16 protein-coding genes, 1 tRNA gene and 1 pseudogene are annotated in these 14,579 nt (G+C 49.0%); 13 read left to right on the top strand and 5 right to left on the bottom strand.

Annotation, left to right across the window (positions count from 1 at the left end; all coding sequences use genetic code 11):
* Positions 1-7: 7 nt before the first annotated feature.
* The 6 genes and pseudogenes from ACKTS9_RS09200 to ACKTS9_RS09175 all read left to right on the top strand — a co-directional run bounded on the left by ACKTS9_RS09200 (position 8) and on the right by ACKTS9_RS09175 (position 6,243).
* The gene (locus ACKTS9_RS09200) at positions 8-271 is read left to right on the top strand and encodes a DUF4315 family protein (RefSeq protein ID WP_407880343.1); all 264 of its coding nucleotides are present in this window, start codon (positions 8-10) and stop codon (positions 269-271) included.
* Positions 261-965: a DUF4366 domain-containing protein gene (locus tag ACKTS9_RS09195; protein WP_407880341.1), complete on the top strand. Its 705-nt coding sequence runs from the start codon at positions 261-263 to the stop codon at positions 963-965. The genes ACKTS9_RS09200 and ACKTS9_RS09195 overlap by 11 nt, the downstream gene beginning before the upstream one ends.
* On the top strand, positions 962-3,079 hold the full coding sequence (locus ACKTS9_RS09190) for a DNA topoisomerase 3 (RefSeq protein ID WP_407880339.1): 2,118 nt from the start codon (positions 962-964) through the stop codon (positions 3,077-3,079). The genes ACKTS9_RS09195 and ACKTS9_RS09190 overlap by 4 nt, the downstream gene beginning before the upstream one ends.
* A gap of 112 nt (positions 3,080-3,191) precedes the next feature.
* Positions 3,192-5,651: pseudogene (locus tag ACKTS9_RS09185) on the top strand (YodL domain-containing protein); the annotation flags it as partial.
* Positions 5,652-5,653: 2 nt separating this feature from the next.
* The gene (locus ACKTS9_RS09180) at positions 5,654-5,860 is read left to right on the top strand and encodes a transposon-transfer assisting family protein (RefSeq protein ID WP_407880337.1); all 207 of its coding nucleotides are present in this window, start codon (positions 5,654-5,656) and stop codon (positions 5,858-5,860) included.
* Positions 5,857-6,243: a cysteine-rich VLP domain-containing protein gene (locus ACKTS9_RS09175; RefSeq protein WP_407880335.1), complete on the top strand. Its 387-nt coding sequence runs from the start codon at positions 5,857-5,859 to the stop codon at positions 6,241-6,243. The genes ACKTS9_RS09180 and ACKTS9_RS09175 overlap by 4 nt, the downstream gene beginning before the upstream one ends.
* A gap of 153 nt (positions 6,244-6,396) precedes the next feature.
* On the opposite strand, the gene ACKTS9_RS09170 is transcribed toward ACKTS9_RS09175, so the two are convergent.
* The 4 genes from ACKTS9_RS09170 to ACKTS9_RS09155 all read right to left on the bottom strand — a co-directional run bounded on the left by ACKTS9_RS09170 (position 6,397) and on the right by ACKTS9_RS09155 (position 8,861).
* The gene (locus ACKTS9_RS09170; protein WP_177645541.1) at positions 6,397-6,648 is read right to left on the bottom strand and encodes a hypothetical protein; all 252 of its coding nucleotides are present in this window, start codon (positions 6,646-6,648) and stop codon (positions 6,397-6,399) included.
* 1 nt (position 6,649) lies between these two features.
* Positions 6,650-7,987, bottom strand: coding sequence for a relaxase/mobilization nuclease domain-containing protein (locus tag ACKTS9_RS09165; RefSeq protein WP_407880333.1), 1,338 nt, complete (start codon positions 7,985-7,987; stop codon positions 6,650-6,652).
* Positions 7,948-8,277, bottom strand: coding sequence for a plasmid mobilization protein (locus ACKTS9_RS09160; RefSeq protein ID WP_407880331.1), 330 nt, complete (start codon positions 8,275-8,277; stop codon positions 7,948-7,950). Before ACKTS9_RS09160 ends, ACKTS9_RS09165 begins: the two co-directional genes overlap by 40 nt.
* 230 nt (positions 8,278-8,507) lie before the next feature.
* Entirely contained in the window at positions 8,508-8,861 is a 354-nt protein-coding gene (locus tag ACKTS9_RS09155) for a helix-turn-helix transcriptional regulator (RefSeq protein WP_070470197.1), read from the bottom strand.
* Positions 8,862-9,063: 202 nt separating this feature from the next.
* On the opposite strand from ACKTS9_RS09155, the gene ACKTS9_RS09150 reads away from it, so the two are divergent.
* The 7 genes from ACKTS9_RS09150 to ACKTS9_RS09120 all read left to right on the top strand — a co-directional run bounded on the left by ACKTS9_RS09150 (position 9,064) and on the right by ACKTS9_RS09120 (position 13,996).
* Positions 9,064-9,378, top strand: a complete 315-nt coding sequence (locus ACKTS9_RS09150; RefSeq protein ID WP_070470194.1) for an ArsR/SmtB family transcription factor — start codon at positions 9,064-9,066, stop codon at positions 9,376-9,378.
* A gap of 81 nt (positions 9,379-9,459) precedes the next feature.
* Complete coding sequence (locus tag ACKTS9_RS09145; protein WP_076776061.1) at positions 9,460-10,473, top strand: permease; 1,014 nt, start codon at positions 9,460-9,462, stop codon at positions 10,471-10,473.
* An 18-nt stretch (positions 10,474-10,491) separates the two neighbouring features.
* On the top strand, positions 10,492-10,872 hold the full coding sequence (locus ACKTS9_RS09140) for a thioredoxin family protein (protein WP_407880328.1): 381 nt from the start codon (positions 10,492-10,494) through the stop codon (positions 10,870-10,872).
* Positions 10,873-11,360: 488 nt separating this feature from the next.
* Complete coding sequence (locus ACKTS9_RS09135; RefSeq protein ID WP_033120017.1) at positions 11,361-11,801, top strand: RNA polymerase sigma factor; 441 nt, start codon at positions 11,361-11,363, stop codon at positions 11,799-11,801.
* Positions 11,782-12,039, top strand: a complete 258-nt coding sequence (locus ACKTS9_RS09130) for a helix-turn-helix domain-containing protein (protein WP_033120016.1) — start codon at positions 11,782-11,784, stop codon at positions 12,037-12,039. Before ACKTS9_RS09135 ends, ACKTS9_RS09130 begins: the two co-directional genes overlap by 20 nt.
* Positions 12,040-12,466: 427 nt before the next feature.
* Entirely contained in the window at positions 12,467-12,703 is a 237-nt protein-coding gene (locus tag ACKTS9_RS09125; protein WP_407880327.1) for a DNA-binding protein, read from the top strand.
* A 3-nt stretch (positions 12,704-12,706) separates the two neighbouring features.
* Positions 12,707-13,996 carry a tyrosine-type recombinase/integrase gene (locus ACKTS9_RS09120; RefSeq protein ID WP_177645528.1) on the top strand — a complete coding sequence of 430 codons (1,290 nt, stop codon included), beginning with the start codon at positions 12,707-12,709 and terminating at the stop codon, positions 13,994-13,996.
* A 245-nt stretch (positions 13,997-14,241) separates the two neighbouring features.
* Here ACKTS9_RS09120 and ACKTS9_RS09115 read toward each other — a convergent pair.
* Positions 14,242-14,330 (bottom strand) — tRNA-Ser (locus ACKTS9_RS09115).
* Between the last annotated feature and the right edge of the window lie 249 nt (positions 14,331-14,579).

Here is a 14,579-nt window from a genome sequence, read left to right as displayed (position 1 = left end):
TTTATCTATGGCTATGAACAAAATTGAACGTCTTGACCGGGAAATCCAAAGGACCCGCGAGAAGATCACCGAGTATCAGAACAAGCTCAAAGAGCTTACCGCGCAGAAAACCGAAGCGGAAAACCTGCAAATCGTTCAGCTTGTGCGGGCTATGCGCCTTACCCCGCAGGAGCTTACCGCCATGCTGTCCGGCGACGCAATCCCCGGTATGGCGGCTCTCCCCGCAGACGGTTACGCCGAAGAACAGGAGGACGCAGCGAATGAAGAATAAAATCAAAAGGACTTTGACCGCGTTTTGTGCCGCCCTTATGCTCATGGGCGGCTTTTCTGTTACCGCCTTTGCACAGACGCCGGAGAACGACGCCACCAACGATACGGGCGTTGTTGTGGAAGAAACCGAGGACACGCCGCCCCTTACCCCGGACGGGAACGCTACTCTTGTGGACGACTACGGCGGCAACAAGCAGCTCATTACCGTTACCACCAAAAGCGGCAACTATTTCTATATCATCATCGACCGGGACGACGAGGGCGAAAACACCGTCCATTTCCTCAATCAAGTAGACGAAGCCGACCTTATGGCTCTTATGGAGGACGAGGACGGGCAGACGGAAGAAACGCCCGCCGTCTGCAACTGTACGGATAAATGCGAAGCCGGAGCCGTCAATACCGCTTGCCCCGTCTGCTCTGTCAATCTGGGCGACTGTACGGGCAAGGAAGCCGAGCCGGAGGAACCCGAACAGCCGGAAGAAGAAACGCAGGGTAACATCGGCGGTATTCTGCTGATCGTCCTTATCCTTGCCGGAGGTGGCGGCGCAGCGTTCTATTATTTCAAAGTCTTAAAGCCGAAAAAGGACGCGGCAAAGGGAAATGACAATCTCGATGAATACGATTTTGACGATTACGACGAGGACGAGGAAGTGGACGGCGAGCTGCCCGACGAACAGGAGGACGAAACCGTATGAGTGAAATACTTATCGTAGCTGAAAAGCCGAGCGTGGCGGCGACGATAGCCGCCGCGCTGGGCGCAAAGGAGAAAAAGGAAGGGTATATCGCAGGAAACGGCTACCTTGTTTCCTGGTGCGTGGGGCATTTGGTACAGCTTGCGGAAGCTGCCGCCTATGGCGAGCAGTACAAAAAATGGAGCTATGACAGCTTACCCATTCTGCCGCAGAAGTGGCAATACACCGTTGCCGCCGACAAGGGAAAGCAATTCAAAATCCTAAAAGACCTCATGCACCGCGCCGACGTTTCCGAAGTCGTCAATGCTTGCGACGCAGGGCGCGAGGGCGAACTCATTTTCCGCTTTGTCTATGATGTGGCGGGCTGTAAAAAGCCCATGCGCCGTCTTTGGATTTCCTCTATGGAAGAAAGCGCAATCAAGGCGGGCTTTGCGTCCCTCAAAGGCGGGAAAGAGTACGACCCCCTTTATTCCTCTGCCCTTTGCAGGGCAAAAGCTGATTGGATTATCGGTATCAATATGACCCGCCTGTTTTCCTGCCTGTATGGAAAGACGCTGAACGTAGGGCGCGTCCAGACCCCGACGCTCAAAATGCTTGTAGACCGGGACGCTGCCATTACCACCTTTAAGAAAGAAAAATACTACCATGTGCGCCTGTCCCTCTCCGGCGTGGAAGCCGCAAGCGCGAAGATCCACGCCGCAGACGAAGCCGGGAATTTGAAAGCCGCTTGCGAAGCGGCACAGGCGGTTTGTACTTCCGTTACCCGCGAGAAGAAAACCGTTGCCCCGCCGAAACTCTTTGACCTTACCAGCTTGCAGCGGGAAGCAAACCGCATTTACGGCTATACCGCAAAACAGACCCTTGATTTGGCGCAAGCCCTGTACGAAAAGAAGCTGCTTACTTATCCGAGAACGGACAGCAGCTATCTTACCGACGACATGGGCGGTACGGCGGCGCAGATCGCCGCCCTGCTTGCCGGAAAGCTGCCCTTTATGCAGGGCGCAGACTTCACGCCGGAAATCTCCCGTCTGCTGGACAGCAAAAAGGTGTCCGACCACCACGCAATCATTCCCACTATGGAGCTTACCAAAACAGACCTTGCCGCGCTGCCGGAAAGCGAGCGCAATATCCTTACCCTTGCAGGGGCGCGCCTTTTAATGGCTTGCGCCGAGCCGCATATCTTTGAAGCGGTTACGGCGTTTTTTTCCTGCGCGGGACAGGAGTTTACCGCAAAGGGAAAGACGATGCTTGCCGAGGGGTGGAAAGGCTTGGAACGCCGCTTTATGGCAACGCTGAAAAAGAAAGCCGATACCGAGGACGACGAGGAAAACGCCCTTTCGCTGGACGTGCCGCCCTTTGCCGAGGGGCAGACCTTTGACAACCCGCAAGCGGCGGTTACGGAGCATTTCACGACGCCGCCGAAGCCCCATAACGAAGCGTCGCTGCTCTCTGCTATGGAACGCGCCGGGAATGAGGAAACCGACCCGGACGCGGAACGCCGGGGGCTTGGGACGCCCGCCACCCGCGCCGCTATCATTGAAAAGCTGGTAAAGGGCGGCTTTGTGGAGCGCAAAGGGAAGCAGCTCATTCCGACCAAAAGCGGGATCGAGCTTGTCTGCGTCCTGCCAGAGGTACTTACTTCCCCGCAGCTTACCGCCGATTGGGAAAACAATCTGACGCAGATTGCAAAGGGCAACGCCGACCCGGACAGCTTTATGACGGGCATTGAAACCATGACGCGGGAGCTGGTAAGCACCTATCCTTTTCTTTCCGACAAGGAAAAGGAGCGTTTCAAAGAGGAAAAGCCGGTGATCGGCAAATGCCCCCGTTGCGGCGCGAACATCTACGAGGGCAGGAAAAACTACTACTGCGCGAACAGGGATTGCGCCTTTACCATGTGGAAGAATGACCGATTTTTTGAGGAACGGAAAGTAACCTTTTCCCCGAAGATTGCCGCCGCCCTCTTGAAAGACGGGAAAGCGAAAGTCAAAAAGCTGTACTCCCCGAAAACGGGGAAAACCTACGACGGCACTATCCTGTTAGCCGATACGGGCGGGAAGTACGTCAACTACCGAATTGCAATCCAGAGGGATAGAGAAGTTACGCAGCAAGCATAGGAAAGGGGTACCCTTTCCGTAAAAATCCCCGTTTTCGTCTGACGACGATTACGGGGATTTTACTTGTTGGGAAGTGTCCCAAACCCTCTTGAAAATCTGAAACGAAAGGAGCGACCGAATGAGCGAACAATTTTCTATCTTACTTGGAAACCATAGCCGCCTTGAAGCCGGACAGACGGACGGCGCGTGGCTGCCTATGCCCGCCACGACGGAGCAGCTTCACAACGCTATGAGGAATATTGGCGTTACCGCAGAAAACCCACAGGATTTATTTGTAGGCGGCTTTGCAAATACCGAACAATGCCCCTTTGACGTGCCGCTTTCCGTTATCCAAAGCGGCAGCATAGACGAGCTGAATTATCTTGGAAAGCTGATTGAAATGCAGCGCGACGAGGATAAAGCGAAGTTTGCGGCGGCGGTTACGCTGGGCGAGTATGCCGGAAATCTCAAAGACCTTATCAACCTTGCACAAAACCTTGACTGCTATTGGATTTATCCCACCGTCCAAAACGAAGAAGATTACGGCTACTATCTGATCGACGAGCTGGACGAATTGGAGCTGCCGGAAGAAGCAAAGCGGTATTTCATGTATGAGGAATACGGGCGGGACGCCGCTATCAACGACGGGGGCAGATTTACCGAACAGGGCTATATCTATAACAACAAAAACACCTTTTCCGAGTGGTACAACGGGCGCGAAAGCGCCATACCCAAAGAATACCGCATTATGAGCTACCCGCAGCCAGAGCGCGGCGAAGCAGAACGGACAGACTTTGACGCGGCGGCTACCATGCCGCCCGCCGCCGAGCCGCAACAACCCCGCCCCGTTGTCCCGATTGTTCTTACTGCTGAAAAACCTGCCGACAAGGTTAAGGAGATTACCGACCGTCTGGAACAGGGCGTACAGGCGATTTTTGACAGCGACCGCTACAAAGAGTTTCTAACCGCTATGTCAAAGTTCCATGATTATAGTTTGAATAACACTATCCTAATTGCTATGCAGGGCGGCAATTTGGTAATGGGCTTCCGTCAATGGGAAAAGGAGTTTGACCGCCATGTAAAGAAAGGCGAGAAAGGCATTAAAATCTTTGCCCCCGCGCCCTACAAGGTGAAAAAGCTGGTTGATAAAATCGACCCCGAAACGAGAAAGCCCATGCTTGACCGCGAGGGAAAAGTGGTAAAGGAAGAAAAGGAAATCACCGTCCCCGCCTTTAAGGTTATAACCGTCTTTGATATTTCGCAGACCGAGGGCAAGGAGTTTCCCGACCTTTCCGTTAAACCGCTGCTTGCCGATGTGGAGCAGTACGAGGATTTTTTCGCCGCCCTTGAAAAAGCGTCCCCCGTCCCGATTGCATTTGAGCAGATCACAAACGGCGCAAATGGGTATTTCAGTTTGACCGACAAGCGTATTGCAATCAAAGAGGGCGTGAGTGAATTACAGGCGGTAAAGACCGCCATTCACGAAATCGCCCATGCGAAGCTGCACGACGTAGACTTAAACGCCCCGCCGGAGCAGCAAAACCGCGTTGACCGCCATACCTGCGAGGTAGAAGCGGAAAGCGTCGCTTATACGGTTTGCCAGCATTTCGGCCTTGATACTTCCGATTACTCTTTCGGCTATGTGGCTGGTTGGAGCAGCGGCAAGGAAATGACCGAGTTAAAAGCGTCCCTTGAAACAATACAGACCACCGCAAAGGAACTCATTACCGAGATTGAGGGGCATTTTACCGAGTTGCAGCAGCAGCGGCAAGCCGAGCAGGAGCAGGGCGATACCTTTTCCATTTATCAGTTAAAGCGCGGGGACGAAACAAGGGACTTGCGCTTTGAGCCTTATGACCGTCTGCAAGCGGCTGGACTTACCATTGACCGGGCAAATTATGAGCTGATCTATACCGCGCCCCTTGCGCCGGACACTTCCCTTGAAGATATTTACACCCGTTTTAATATCGACCACCCCGCCGACTTCAAGGGGCATAGCCTTTCCGTTTCCGATATTGTGGTGCTTCATCGGGACGGCAGGGACGCCGCTCATTATGTAGACAGTATCGGCTATCGGGAAGTGCCGGAGTTTTTCAAGGAGCAGGGGCGGCAGCTTACCCCCGACGAGTTGGAAACGGGCGAAACCGTGAAAACGCCGAGGGGGACTTTCTATGTAACCACCATGAGCCGCGAACAAATGGAAGCCGCCGGGTACGGGCTTCATCATCAATCCGAGGACGGCAAGTATCTGATTATGGGGAATGGGACGCGGGCTTTTGCTATTCCCGCCGAGCAGCCAGAAAAGGTCAATCCCTTAAAGCACATCGAGGACACCGTAGAGCAGAACGACAACGCTTTTGACGGGCTTATCAATAATACGCCGCAGACGCCCACCGCCGGAGAGCTGGAGCAAAAAGCAAAGGCGGGTGAGCCGATCTCCCTTGCGGACTATGCTGCCGCAATCAAAGCGGAGAAAGAGCGCGGCGGCGCAAAGCAGGAAAAGCCCTCTATCCGGGCGCAGCTTCGAGCCGAAAAGGAACGGGCGGCGCAGAAAAAGACCGTAAAGGCGAAAAATCACGAATTGGAGGTATGAGTATGGTACAGTTTACCGTTGAAGAAACAAACCTTATGAGCATTTACCACGAGGGCGGCAAGGCGCAGCTTATGGAGAACATGACCGCCGCGCTGCCCGATATGGACGCGGATATGCGGGAGCTTGCAGAGCGCACCATTTCCAAAGTGGACGCTTTGACCGATGAAGAATACGCGGGGCTTGCCGTCTATGCCGCCGATGAAGCATGAGCGCGGTAAAGCGGCTGACGCCGCCGCAAAGCCGGAAAGTCAATGCACTTATTAAACGGGAGTGCTGCAACTGCGTGGGCGGCAACTGCCTGTTGCTGGACGACGGGGACGAGTGCGTTTGTCCGCAGCTCATTTCCTATTCGCTGCTTTGCAAATGGTTTCGCGTTGCCGTACTTCCCGCCGACAAGCTCCTGTATGCAGAGCTGATGAACACCGAGGACAAAAGACGTTGTATCGAGTGCGGCGCGTCCTTTGCGTCCAGCTCAAACAGCGTCAAATACTGCCCGGAGTGCCGCAAGCGGATCACCCGCAGACAAGCCGCCGAGCGTATGCGAAAAATGCGCTCCCTGTTACGCGATAGGGGTGCAAAAAGCCTTGTATAGCGCGGCTCTGACAGCCGCTTTCCCATAGGGTAAGGGCTTTATACCTTTTCCCTCAAAAATGGCGTTCTACTGCGTAACGCCTTTTCCTGCACCCATAGAAAACCGGGGCGCGGTGGCCACACAATCGGCTGCCGCGTCCCGGCTTTTTCTGTTTTATAAAACTTCTATATCCGCTATGTAATATGGCATTGCGCCGATAAAAGTATTGTCCTCTGTCTTTAAGACAAGCAAGTCAGTTTCTCTGATGTAGCGTCCATAGTCAATACGCTGCACATATCCTACAAGGGTTTTCCCGTCCGTAAATGTGATTTTTACTTTGCTCCCAATATCAATATAGCTTTCCATGCCGTACATATCATTTTCTTTTGTTACTCTGATACACGCCGTAATATCAACGATTTTCATTTTATTCCCGTTCCTTTCCTTTCTCCTGTTCCGGCTCTTTTGGCTGCCGCAAAATGCTGTCAACATTCCGCTTGATAACGTCGTATTCCTTAACCTGTTTTTTCAGCTTGCCATAGTCGGCGTATAGGGCTTCTTTACGCTCTTGCAGCTTGGCGTACTCTGTTTGCAGCGCGGCAATATCGGGAAGTTTGGAAATGCCCGCCCCCTTGATTGCCTTTACTGCCGCTTCATGCAGGATTATATCGCGCTCATGGGCTGCCCGGTAGCTGCCCTTATCCTTTGCTTTGCGGTAAGCGTCGTAGGAGGGCTTTGTCTTTTGATAGGTGGTAATGTTCTTGATAAGCACCGCCATATCGGAAAGCCTTGTTTCCACGTCCTTTAATACTTTTGCTGCCTGTCCGCTTGCCGTCTGGACTTCTGCGATCTTGGCGGTCAAATCCCCGTACTGTTCAATCCCGTGTGTTGTGAGGAAGTTATACGTCTTTGCTGCCTGTTTCAGATTATGGATTTTCGCCCATTGTTCATAGCCCCGGCTCTGCGCCGCTTTGATACTGTTTTCAATGTCAATGAGCAGCGACACACCCCGATCTGCTTGCGGGACTTTTGCAGCGCGGGTACGCTTGCCCTTTATCCGTTCCTTGATTGCGTCCTCGGTGTAATCTGCGCCGATAGTCTTTAAGCGGGTAAACCGTTCCTGCCCCGGCACAAGGCAGGACACATATTTTCCGCGCTTTATCTCATAGCCCAACCCTTGCAGACGGGATAGCAATTCCTCGAAGCTGTTTACTTGCGGGATTAGGGTATCAACGGCAATCTTCAATTTTGCCTTTGCGGATTTCTCCTTGTGGTACGCAGCATAATTTTTTCCCTTGCTGCCTTTCTCCGGCACGACCACCGACAAGCCGTTTTCTCGGCACAGCCTGTCGCTGATGTTGCGTATGCCATAATAGGTGCGCTTATTGGAAACGTACTTGTGGTGATCTACAAAGTTGACCGCGCAAAAAATGATGTGGTTATGGATATGCCCCTTGTCAATGTGCGTCGTAAGGACGTATTCATGCTGCCCCTTTGTTACCGCGTCGGCAAGTTGCCGCCCGATCTCATGGGCTTTTTCGTAATCCACTTCCCCCGGCTCAAAGGACTGTATCAGATGAAAGGCTAAATTGTTCCCCTTTTGGAGAGCTTGCGACAAGGTATATTCAAACTCAATGTCTGCCGTTTCATAACTGCACCCAAAGGAGGACACAAGCATTTTTCCGTCCGTCTTATCGGGATTTTGGATATAGTCAAGGGCTTTGTTCAACGTGCTTTTAATAGACTTAATCTTTGTAACCGCCATATCTCATTAAGCACCCCCTTAATTTCCTCTATGTCCTCTTGATAAACGCTGCCCGTACTGTTCACGCGCTTTGCAATCTGGTTGACGTTGACACCGATTTTCTGTATCTCCGCTGTCATAGCTTTTATGTCGGTGTGGTCTACTTGGATAATGTACCCGTCGATTGCCATTTTCCGCAGATAGCTTTCCATGTTCCGGGTGGGGACGAGCTTCATTTTCTGCTCAATCAACGCTCGTTCTTCCTCTGTTACTCTAAACTTGATTTGTACCGTTCTTTTTCGTCCGTCCATGCTTTCGCTCCTTTCCATTCCGAGGGTTTGGGACACTTCCCAACAAGCCATTTTCAACCGACGCGCCGCAGCGCAGGAGGGCGAAAATACGGAAGTGGGTACCCGCTTCCTATGCTTGCTATGAAAGTTTTTCCTTATTCCCTACTACAACGGAAAGCCCCGTTTTGCCAAACTTACGCAAAAGAAAAACGCTGCAATCTCAAAAAGATTACAACGCTTCCTAAGCCTATTCAGTTTTCGTTTTCGACTTCTGCAATTTCTTTCGCTGTTGCGGTAACAATCCGTATGCCCTTATCGCTCATGCTGTCAAGCAGCGTGTCGAGCTGCCGCCTTTGCGTCGATTTTTCCGCTGTCTTATCCGGGAAAAAGAATTGGTCTACGGATATGTCATAACGGGTTACAAGCTCATAAAAAATTTGCAGGCTTGGCTGTTGCCCTTTGTTTTCAATATTCGCAAGGTAGCGAGGGGAAATGTTCATTTCGTCGCTTACTTTCTTGCGGCTTTCATTTCTGCCTGTCCGCGCTGCTTTTATGGCTTGCCCGAAAGCTGCAAAGTCATACAAAGGTACTGGTCTTTTTGCCATAATAATTCACCCAACTACATTTTACTGTTCCTTTCTTTGCTTGGATATGCTTACACAGTACCTACTATTAGCCAAAATAATTCATATTATTGCCGGATAAAAACATATTGACAAATTTCAATTTGTGTATATAATAGTTTATAGAAGCACATCAACAGGAGGTGAGATTATGGAACTTGATGAAAAAAAAGGAGGTGAGATTATGGAACTTGATGAAAAAAAAATACCAACGATTTTCAAAGCATTTTGTGATGAAAACCGTGTTAAAATTTTGAAACTATTGCTTACAGGAGAGAAGTGTGCTTGTGTACTATTAGATGATATGCACATTACGCAACCAACGCTTTCCCACCACATGAAAATACTTTGTGATTCTGGTATAGTGATAGGACGCAAAGAGGGGAAATGGATGCACTACTCTATTTCAGAGAATGGCGTGCAGTATGCAATAGATTGTCTACAAGCGCTTATGATTACAAGTGCAGCATTTGAAAATAAGTCGTGTTGTGATAGGTAAGTTTACTTACTTTTCCGCACGACTTATCAAAACATCAACATATAGACAAATTTCAATATTTCTATTTCAAGGAGGCTATTTATGGATATGCTAAAAACAGGTTGGAACTTCTTTCAAAATGAAGTTGTAGGTATGGCATGGCTTAATCGTCTAATAGGTAATTTAATTAACGCTTGCGGATTAGACGCAACGAGCAAAATCGGTGGTGGTATTCAATTTTTTGTTTACGACACAATCAAAATCATGGTGTTGTTAGGGGTTCTGATTTTAATTATTTCATATATTCAAAGCTATTTCCCGCCGGAACGGGCAAAGAAAATTCTTGGAAGGTTTCATGGTATCGGCGCAAATATAATTTCTGCGCTCCTTGGTACGGTAACACCGTTTTGCTCGTGTTCTTCCATTCCGTTGTTTATCGGGTTTACAAGCGCAGGTTTGCCGCTTGGCGTTACATTCTCCTTTTTGATTTCTTCGCCGATGGTTGACCTCGGAAGCCTTGTCTTACTGATGAGTATTTTCGGCTGGAAAGTTGCTGTTTTATATGTAATATTCGGTTTGGTAATCGCTGTGGCTGGCGGAACGCTAATTGAAAAGTTGCACCTCGATAATCAAGTGGAAGAATATATCCGAAACGGTCACTCGATTGATGTTCCGCAGGAGGAACTGCATTTCAAAGACCGTATGAAATTTGCGTGGGAACAGGTTGTTGAAACCGCTAAAAAGGTTGCTCCTTATGTTCTGATCGGCGTGGGCATTGGTGCTTTCATTCACAACTGGATTCCTGAAGAATTTATTGTCAAAGCACTTGGCGAAAATAATCCGTTTGGCGTAATTCTTGCTACGATAGTCGGTATTCCGATGTATGCGGATATTTTCGGTACAATTCCGATTGCAGAAGCCCTGCTTGCAAAAGGTGCTTTGCTCGGCGTTGTCCTTTCCTTTATGATGGGCGTTACTACGCTTTCGCTCCCTTCAATGATTATGCTTCGCAAGGCGGTCAAACCGAAACTGCTTGGTATTTTCATTGGAATATGTGCTGCTGGTATTATTATTGTAGGCTATCTTTTCAACGCAATACAATATTTAATTGTTTAATTTTAGGAGGTTATTATTATGGCATTATTTAACTTTGGAAAGAAAAAGGAAGAAGAAAAGAAAACACCTGCTTGCGCTTGTAGCTGCGGTTGTGCTGCCAGCGAAGCAGAAAGCATTACAAACGATTGCTGTCCTGATTTGAAAGAGGGAGAAATCTGCTGTATCAAGGTATTAGGTTCAGGGTGTTGTCATGCTCTTTATGAGAACACACAATCCGCCGTTAAAGCAATGGGGATTTCCGTAGAAGTAGAATATATTACGGACTTGAAAAAGGTTATGGAATATGGCGTTATGAGTGTACCTGCTCTTGTTGTCAACAACAAAGTAGTATCTACGGGGAAAGTGCTGAAAACAGAAAACGTGCAAAAACTGTTACAAAAAATCGTTTCCGAAAAATAAATTTAATATCAAATTTACGCCTTATTATCAATAATTCAAATAGCGATTTAATGCTATGTAAAACAACAAAACTGCCGAATGTAGGCAGATAAAACGGCGGTTTTGAAATATTTACTCAAAACCGCCGTTTTCTTTTTGAAAAATAAGATAACGGGGGGTGTATTAAAGTCGCCCTTTTTTGAGGATACGGCGGTATCAAGGAGGTATCGCCATGTCCTTTTTCTATATCGCCATATCTTTTAGCTTATCAAAAAAAGCCCGACCGCCGCCGGGAACACTTCTACCCTCATATATGAACTGTCAAATCATCTAAATACCGCTTACAATTCCTTTGCGCTTGTCTGCATCTTGCAGACAGGCGCATTTTGCATTTTCGGGAGGTTTTTTCAAAAAAGTTTCGCTTTCATTCGGCGTTTGAAAAAATCGCCTGTATTATCCCGCGAAAAGGGGAGGTACCGCCACCTTTCAACACGAAAGGAGGTGAGAACATGGAACCTAATCGCGTGGAATTTCAGAAGCAATGTATCTTTCAAAGTTTCTGTAAACGGGTGCTGCACAACGAAGCCTGCAACGCCCACGAGGAAATCCGGCGTCGCAGAGCAAAGGAAGTGTCGTTTTCCGACCTTGCCTTGCATGAGGAACGACAGCTTTATACGCTTGATAAGTATTTTCAAGACGAAGAAGCCGAGCCGAGCTATCAGCAGGCAGGAAAGAAAATCACGCCGAAGCTGCTGCTTGAAGCAATCCGCACTTTGCCGGAAGAAAAAAGGAAAGCTATCATGCTGTACTATTTCGAGGGCATGACCGACGTGGAGATTGGAAAGTTATTCAATACGTCGCGCAGCACGATACAGTACAGACGGACAAGCTCTTTTGAAATCTTGAAGAAATATTTGGAGGAACACGCTGATGAATGGGACGAATGGTAAACAATCTGACTTCCCGGACGTTGCCCTTGTTCCCTATCCTGTCATTGTGGCAGCGACAAAGGGCGACCCGGACGCTATGAAAATTGTCTTGCAGCATTTTAGTGGTTACATAGCGAGCCTTTCCATGCGGAAGCTCTGCGACGAGCGCGGAAACGTCTATTTTGGCGTTGACGAGGATATTCGCCAACGGCTGCAAGCAAGACTAATGAGGGCAATCCTCACATTTAGGGTTGAATAACTGCACCGATACCGAAACGTCTTAACCCCTTTTCCGTTTCGTATCAATCCGCAGCAGCCCCGTATGTTCCTTGACAAAGAAAGCGACGCAAGATAACGGCGACGCAGTATAGGGCAAACCGGGTACGTCCTTTTTGCGCCGAGCCATACGGAGGGTGCGCCATGACGCTATTCCTCTATCGGGAAAAGCCGAGCGAGAAACACCGCGACGGGAAGCAAGTTAGCAGCTTGCGGGCGACAACACGCATTGAGGGGAGATAAGCCTTTACAGCCACAGTCCGAGCGTTCAGAGCGTCGCAGGCAATGGGTAAAGCTGCCTTAAATGAGCAGGGGTGCAATTCCCGCGAGGTTGTGCTAACAGCCGCCCGGTTAAAGCCCACTTTTTGTAACTTGACTTTTTAGCCATTTATGAAAGGGGGTATTTTCCTATGGCAAAAAAGGAAACAGCAAGCCCCGCTATCCCTGTATTCCCTATGTTAAAGACCGTTGAGCAAATGAGCAAGATTAGCGGTATCGGGGAAAATAAACTGCGCGAGCTTATGGATAGTGGCGAGCTTGAATATATCCAAAACGGGAACCGCCGCTTGATTGCCGACGCTGCAATTTGGGATTGGTACCACAGGGCAAAGAGATCGGCAAAGCCCCCGACAACACAAGGGGGTTAAAGTATGGCTATATCATCAAGACAAGTACAGAATAAGCGCGATAGCAACGGCGTTCTGACGGGAAAGCCAGGTACCGTTTACGATGTGAATATCAAGTACAATTCCCCGGAGGGGAAGAAAACCTATTCCAAAAAAGGTTTTGCTACCAAAAAGGAAGCAGCGCAGCATGAAGCAGAAATGAAAGTAAAACTTTCTAATCCTGTTTATACGCCTGTTATTGCTTCGCAGGGTAAGCAGACTGTCAAAGAGTATTTAGAGGAATGGGTAGAAAATCACGGCAAGGCAAATTTGCGTCCGAGTACGTTTGCCAGCTATAAAAGCCATATCAAAAATCACATTGTGCCTTATGTCGGTCATGTTCAGCTAAACCAACTGACGCCAGCTATGCTTGATAATATGTTCCAGCAGCTTTTTGATAAAGGACTGTCTAACAGTACCGTCCGCTACGCACAGCGCATTTTGAGCGTATCAATGGAACACGCACGAAAATATCATTATATCGAACATAATCCTGCCCGTGATGTAATCACAAAGTTTGGCAAGCAGGGGAAAACACCCGACCCGTACACCGTTGAGCAAATGCAGCAATTTATGAGCAACGTGATCGGTACGGAGTGGGAAATGCCCGTTGTCCTTGCCGGAATGTACGGATTGCGTATGAGCGAGATTATCGGCTTGCGGACATTCAATATCGACCTCGAAAAAATGCAGTTTGGAGTTGTTGAGCAAATGCCTTTCAAGGTACCACCTGGCACAAAAACCATTACAGAAATGGCACCGACAAAATCCAACGACCGAATTTTGCCAATCACCGAGGAAACGCTACCGTATTTCCTGCGGCAGTTTGATTTAATCGAGCGGCAGAAAGCATTGATAGAAGCAAGCGGCGGCGTGTACTATGACAACAAACTCTTTATCGCAAAGCCGGACGGCTCACCGCAGCGCAGGGATAGAATGTCGGCAAACTTCGGTCAGCTTATCCGGCACCTCGAAATGCCGCACATTCGTTTCCATGATTTACGGCATACGGCAGCTACAAATATGCACCAGCTTACGGGCGACTTTTATACCGTAGGCGAGATATTGGGGCATACACTAAAAGGTATTGGCATGTCGCTTGGTATCTCAACTAATCTTGAAGCGGTAACGGCACAATACGTCAATGTCCGGCTGGAACGAAAAAAAGCTGTCCTTGAAACCTACCACAAAGCCCTGCACCCGCAGAAGCCCACGCCGGATAAAGGCAGCGAGCCGAAAAAAGCCAAAAAGAAAAGCAGCGAAATAGAGCTGTAAAGGACGTATCTCTTTATAGCTCCACGCTGCTTTTTATATGCTTTTAGAAGTTCCGGGCACCATTCGGGCACTACGGCATACATTTTTTATGAATAAGATGTATAAGAAGTTTGCCGCAGGGCACCACAAATCAGGGCACCACGGGCACCATTCACCCGGATTTGCCTGCTTTCAGCAGGGCAAAATCACCCGCTAAAAGGCATAAGAAAACCCGCGTAAACCCTTGATTTACGCGGGTTTGTTGTTGGCGGAGACGGTGGGATTCGAACCCACGTGCCCTTTCGGACAACTCGATTTCGAGTCGAGCTCGTTATGACCGCTTCGATACGTCTCCATTTAATGATTATTCAATTTTTGGGGCAAATAACATGATTTCGAGTCAGCCCCGTTATGACCGCTTCGATACCGCTGCATATTTAATTTTCAAGCACCGTCCTGCAAGACATTTGGAAAAATGCAAGATTTCGATGCAAGATAACAAGGGAAAATTCAGATGTGCACCCGAGGAAAAGCCCGTTGTTAAGCCATTCCTTGCGGACAAATTGACCAAAGGGCGAGAGTCTTTCGAGTCAGCCCCGTTATG

This window comes from Owariibacterium komagatae (assembly GCF_045865535.1).
GTDB lineage: Bacteria > Bacillota > Clostridia > Oscillospirales > Ruminococcaceae > Ruthenibacterium > Ruthenibacterium komagatae.
The sequence above is the reverse complement of the archived record's forward strand: the minus strand, read 5'-3'. Positions and strand labels throughout refer to the sequence as shown.

What these genes read in the sequence shown, in the direction of transcription:
- ACKTS9_RS09170 (WP_177645541.1), bottom strand. Translation starts at nt 6,648, where the DNA reads ATGAAAATCGTTGATATTACGGCGTGTATCAGAGTAACAAAAGAAAAT.
- ACKTS9_RS09200 (WP_407880343.1), top strand. Translation starts at nt 8, where the DNA reads ATGGCTATGAACAAAATTGAACGTCTTGACCGGGAAATCCAAAGGACC.
- ACKTS9_RS09155 (WP_070470197.1), bottom strand. Translation starts at nt 8,861, where the DNA reads ATGGCAAAAAGACCAGTACCTTTGTATGACTTTGCAGCTTTCGGGCAA.
- ACKTS9_RS09175 (WP_407880335.1), top strand. Translation starts at nt 5,857, where the DNA reads ATGAGCGCGGTAAAGCGGCTGACGCCGCCGCAAAGCCGGAAAGTCAAT.
- ACKTS9_RS09130 (WP_033120016.1), top strand. Translation starts at nt 11,782, where the DNA reads ATGAATGGGACGAATGGTAAACAATCTGACTTCCCGGACGTTGCCCTT.
- ACKTS9_RS09140 (WP_407880328.1), top strand. Translation starts at nt 10,492, where the DNA reads ATGGCATTATTTAACTTTGGAAAGAAAAAGGAAGAAGAAAAGAAAACA.
- ACKTS9_RS09195 (WP_407880341.1), top strand. Translation starts at nt 261, where the DNA reads ATGAAGAATAAAATCAAAAGGACTTTGACCGCGTTTTGTGCCGCCCTT.
- ACKTS9_RS09135 (WP_033120017.1), top strand. Translation starts at nt 11,361, where the DNA reads ATGGAACCTAATCGCGTGGAATTTCAGAAGCAATGTATCTTTCAAAGT.
- ACKTS9_RS09120 (WP_177645528.1), top strand. Translation starts at nt 12,707, where the DNA reads ATGGCTATATCATCAAGACAAGTACAGAATAAGCGCGATAGCAACGGC.
- ACKTS9_RS09125 (WP_407880327.1), top strand. Translation starts at nt 12,467, where the DNA reads ATGGCAAAAAAGGAAACAGCAAGCCCCGCTATCCCTGTATTCCCTATG.
- ACKTS9_RS09145 (WP_076776061.1), top strand. Translation starts at nt 9,460, where the DNA reads ATGGATATGCTAAAAACAGGTTGGAACTTCTTTCAAAATGAAGTTGTA.
- ACKTS9_RS09190 (WP_407880339.1), top strand. Translation starts at nt 962, where the DNA reads ATGAGTGAAATACTTATCGTAGCTGAAAAGCCGAGCGTGGCGGCGACG.
- ACKTS9_RS09165 (WP_407880333.1), bottom strand. Translation starts at nt 7,987, where the DNA reads ATGGCGGTTACAAAGATTAAGTCTATTAAAAGCACGTTGAACAAAGCC.
- ACKTS9_RS09150 (WP_070470194.1), top strand. Translation starts at nt 9,064, where the DNA reads ATGGAACTTGATGAAAAAAAAATACCAACGATTTTCAAAGCATTTTGT.
- ACKTS9_RS09180 (WP_407880337.1), top strand. Translation starts at nt 5,654, where the DNA reads ATGGTACAGTTTACCGTTGAAGAAACAAACCTTATGAGCATTTACCAC.
- ACKTS9_RS09160 (WP_407880331.1), bottom strand. Translation starts at nt 8,277, where the DNA reads ATGGACGGACGAAAAAGAACGGTACAAATCAAGTTTAGAGTAACAGAG.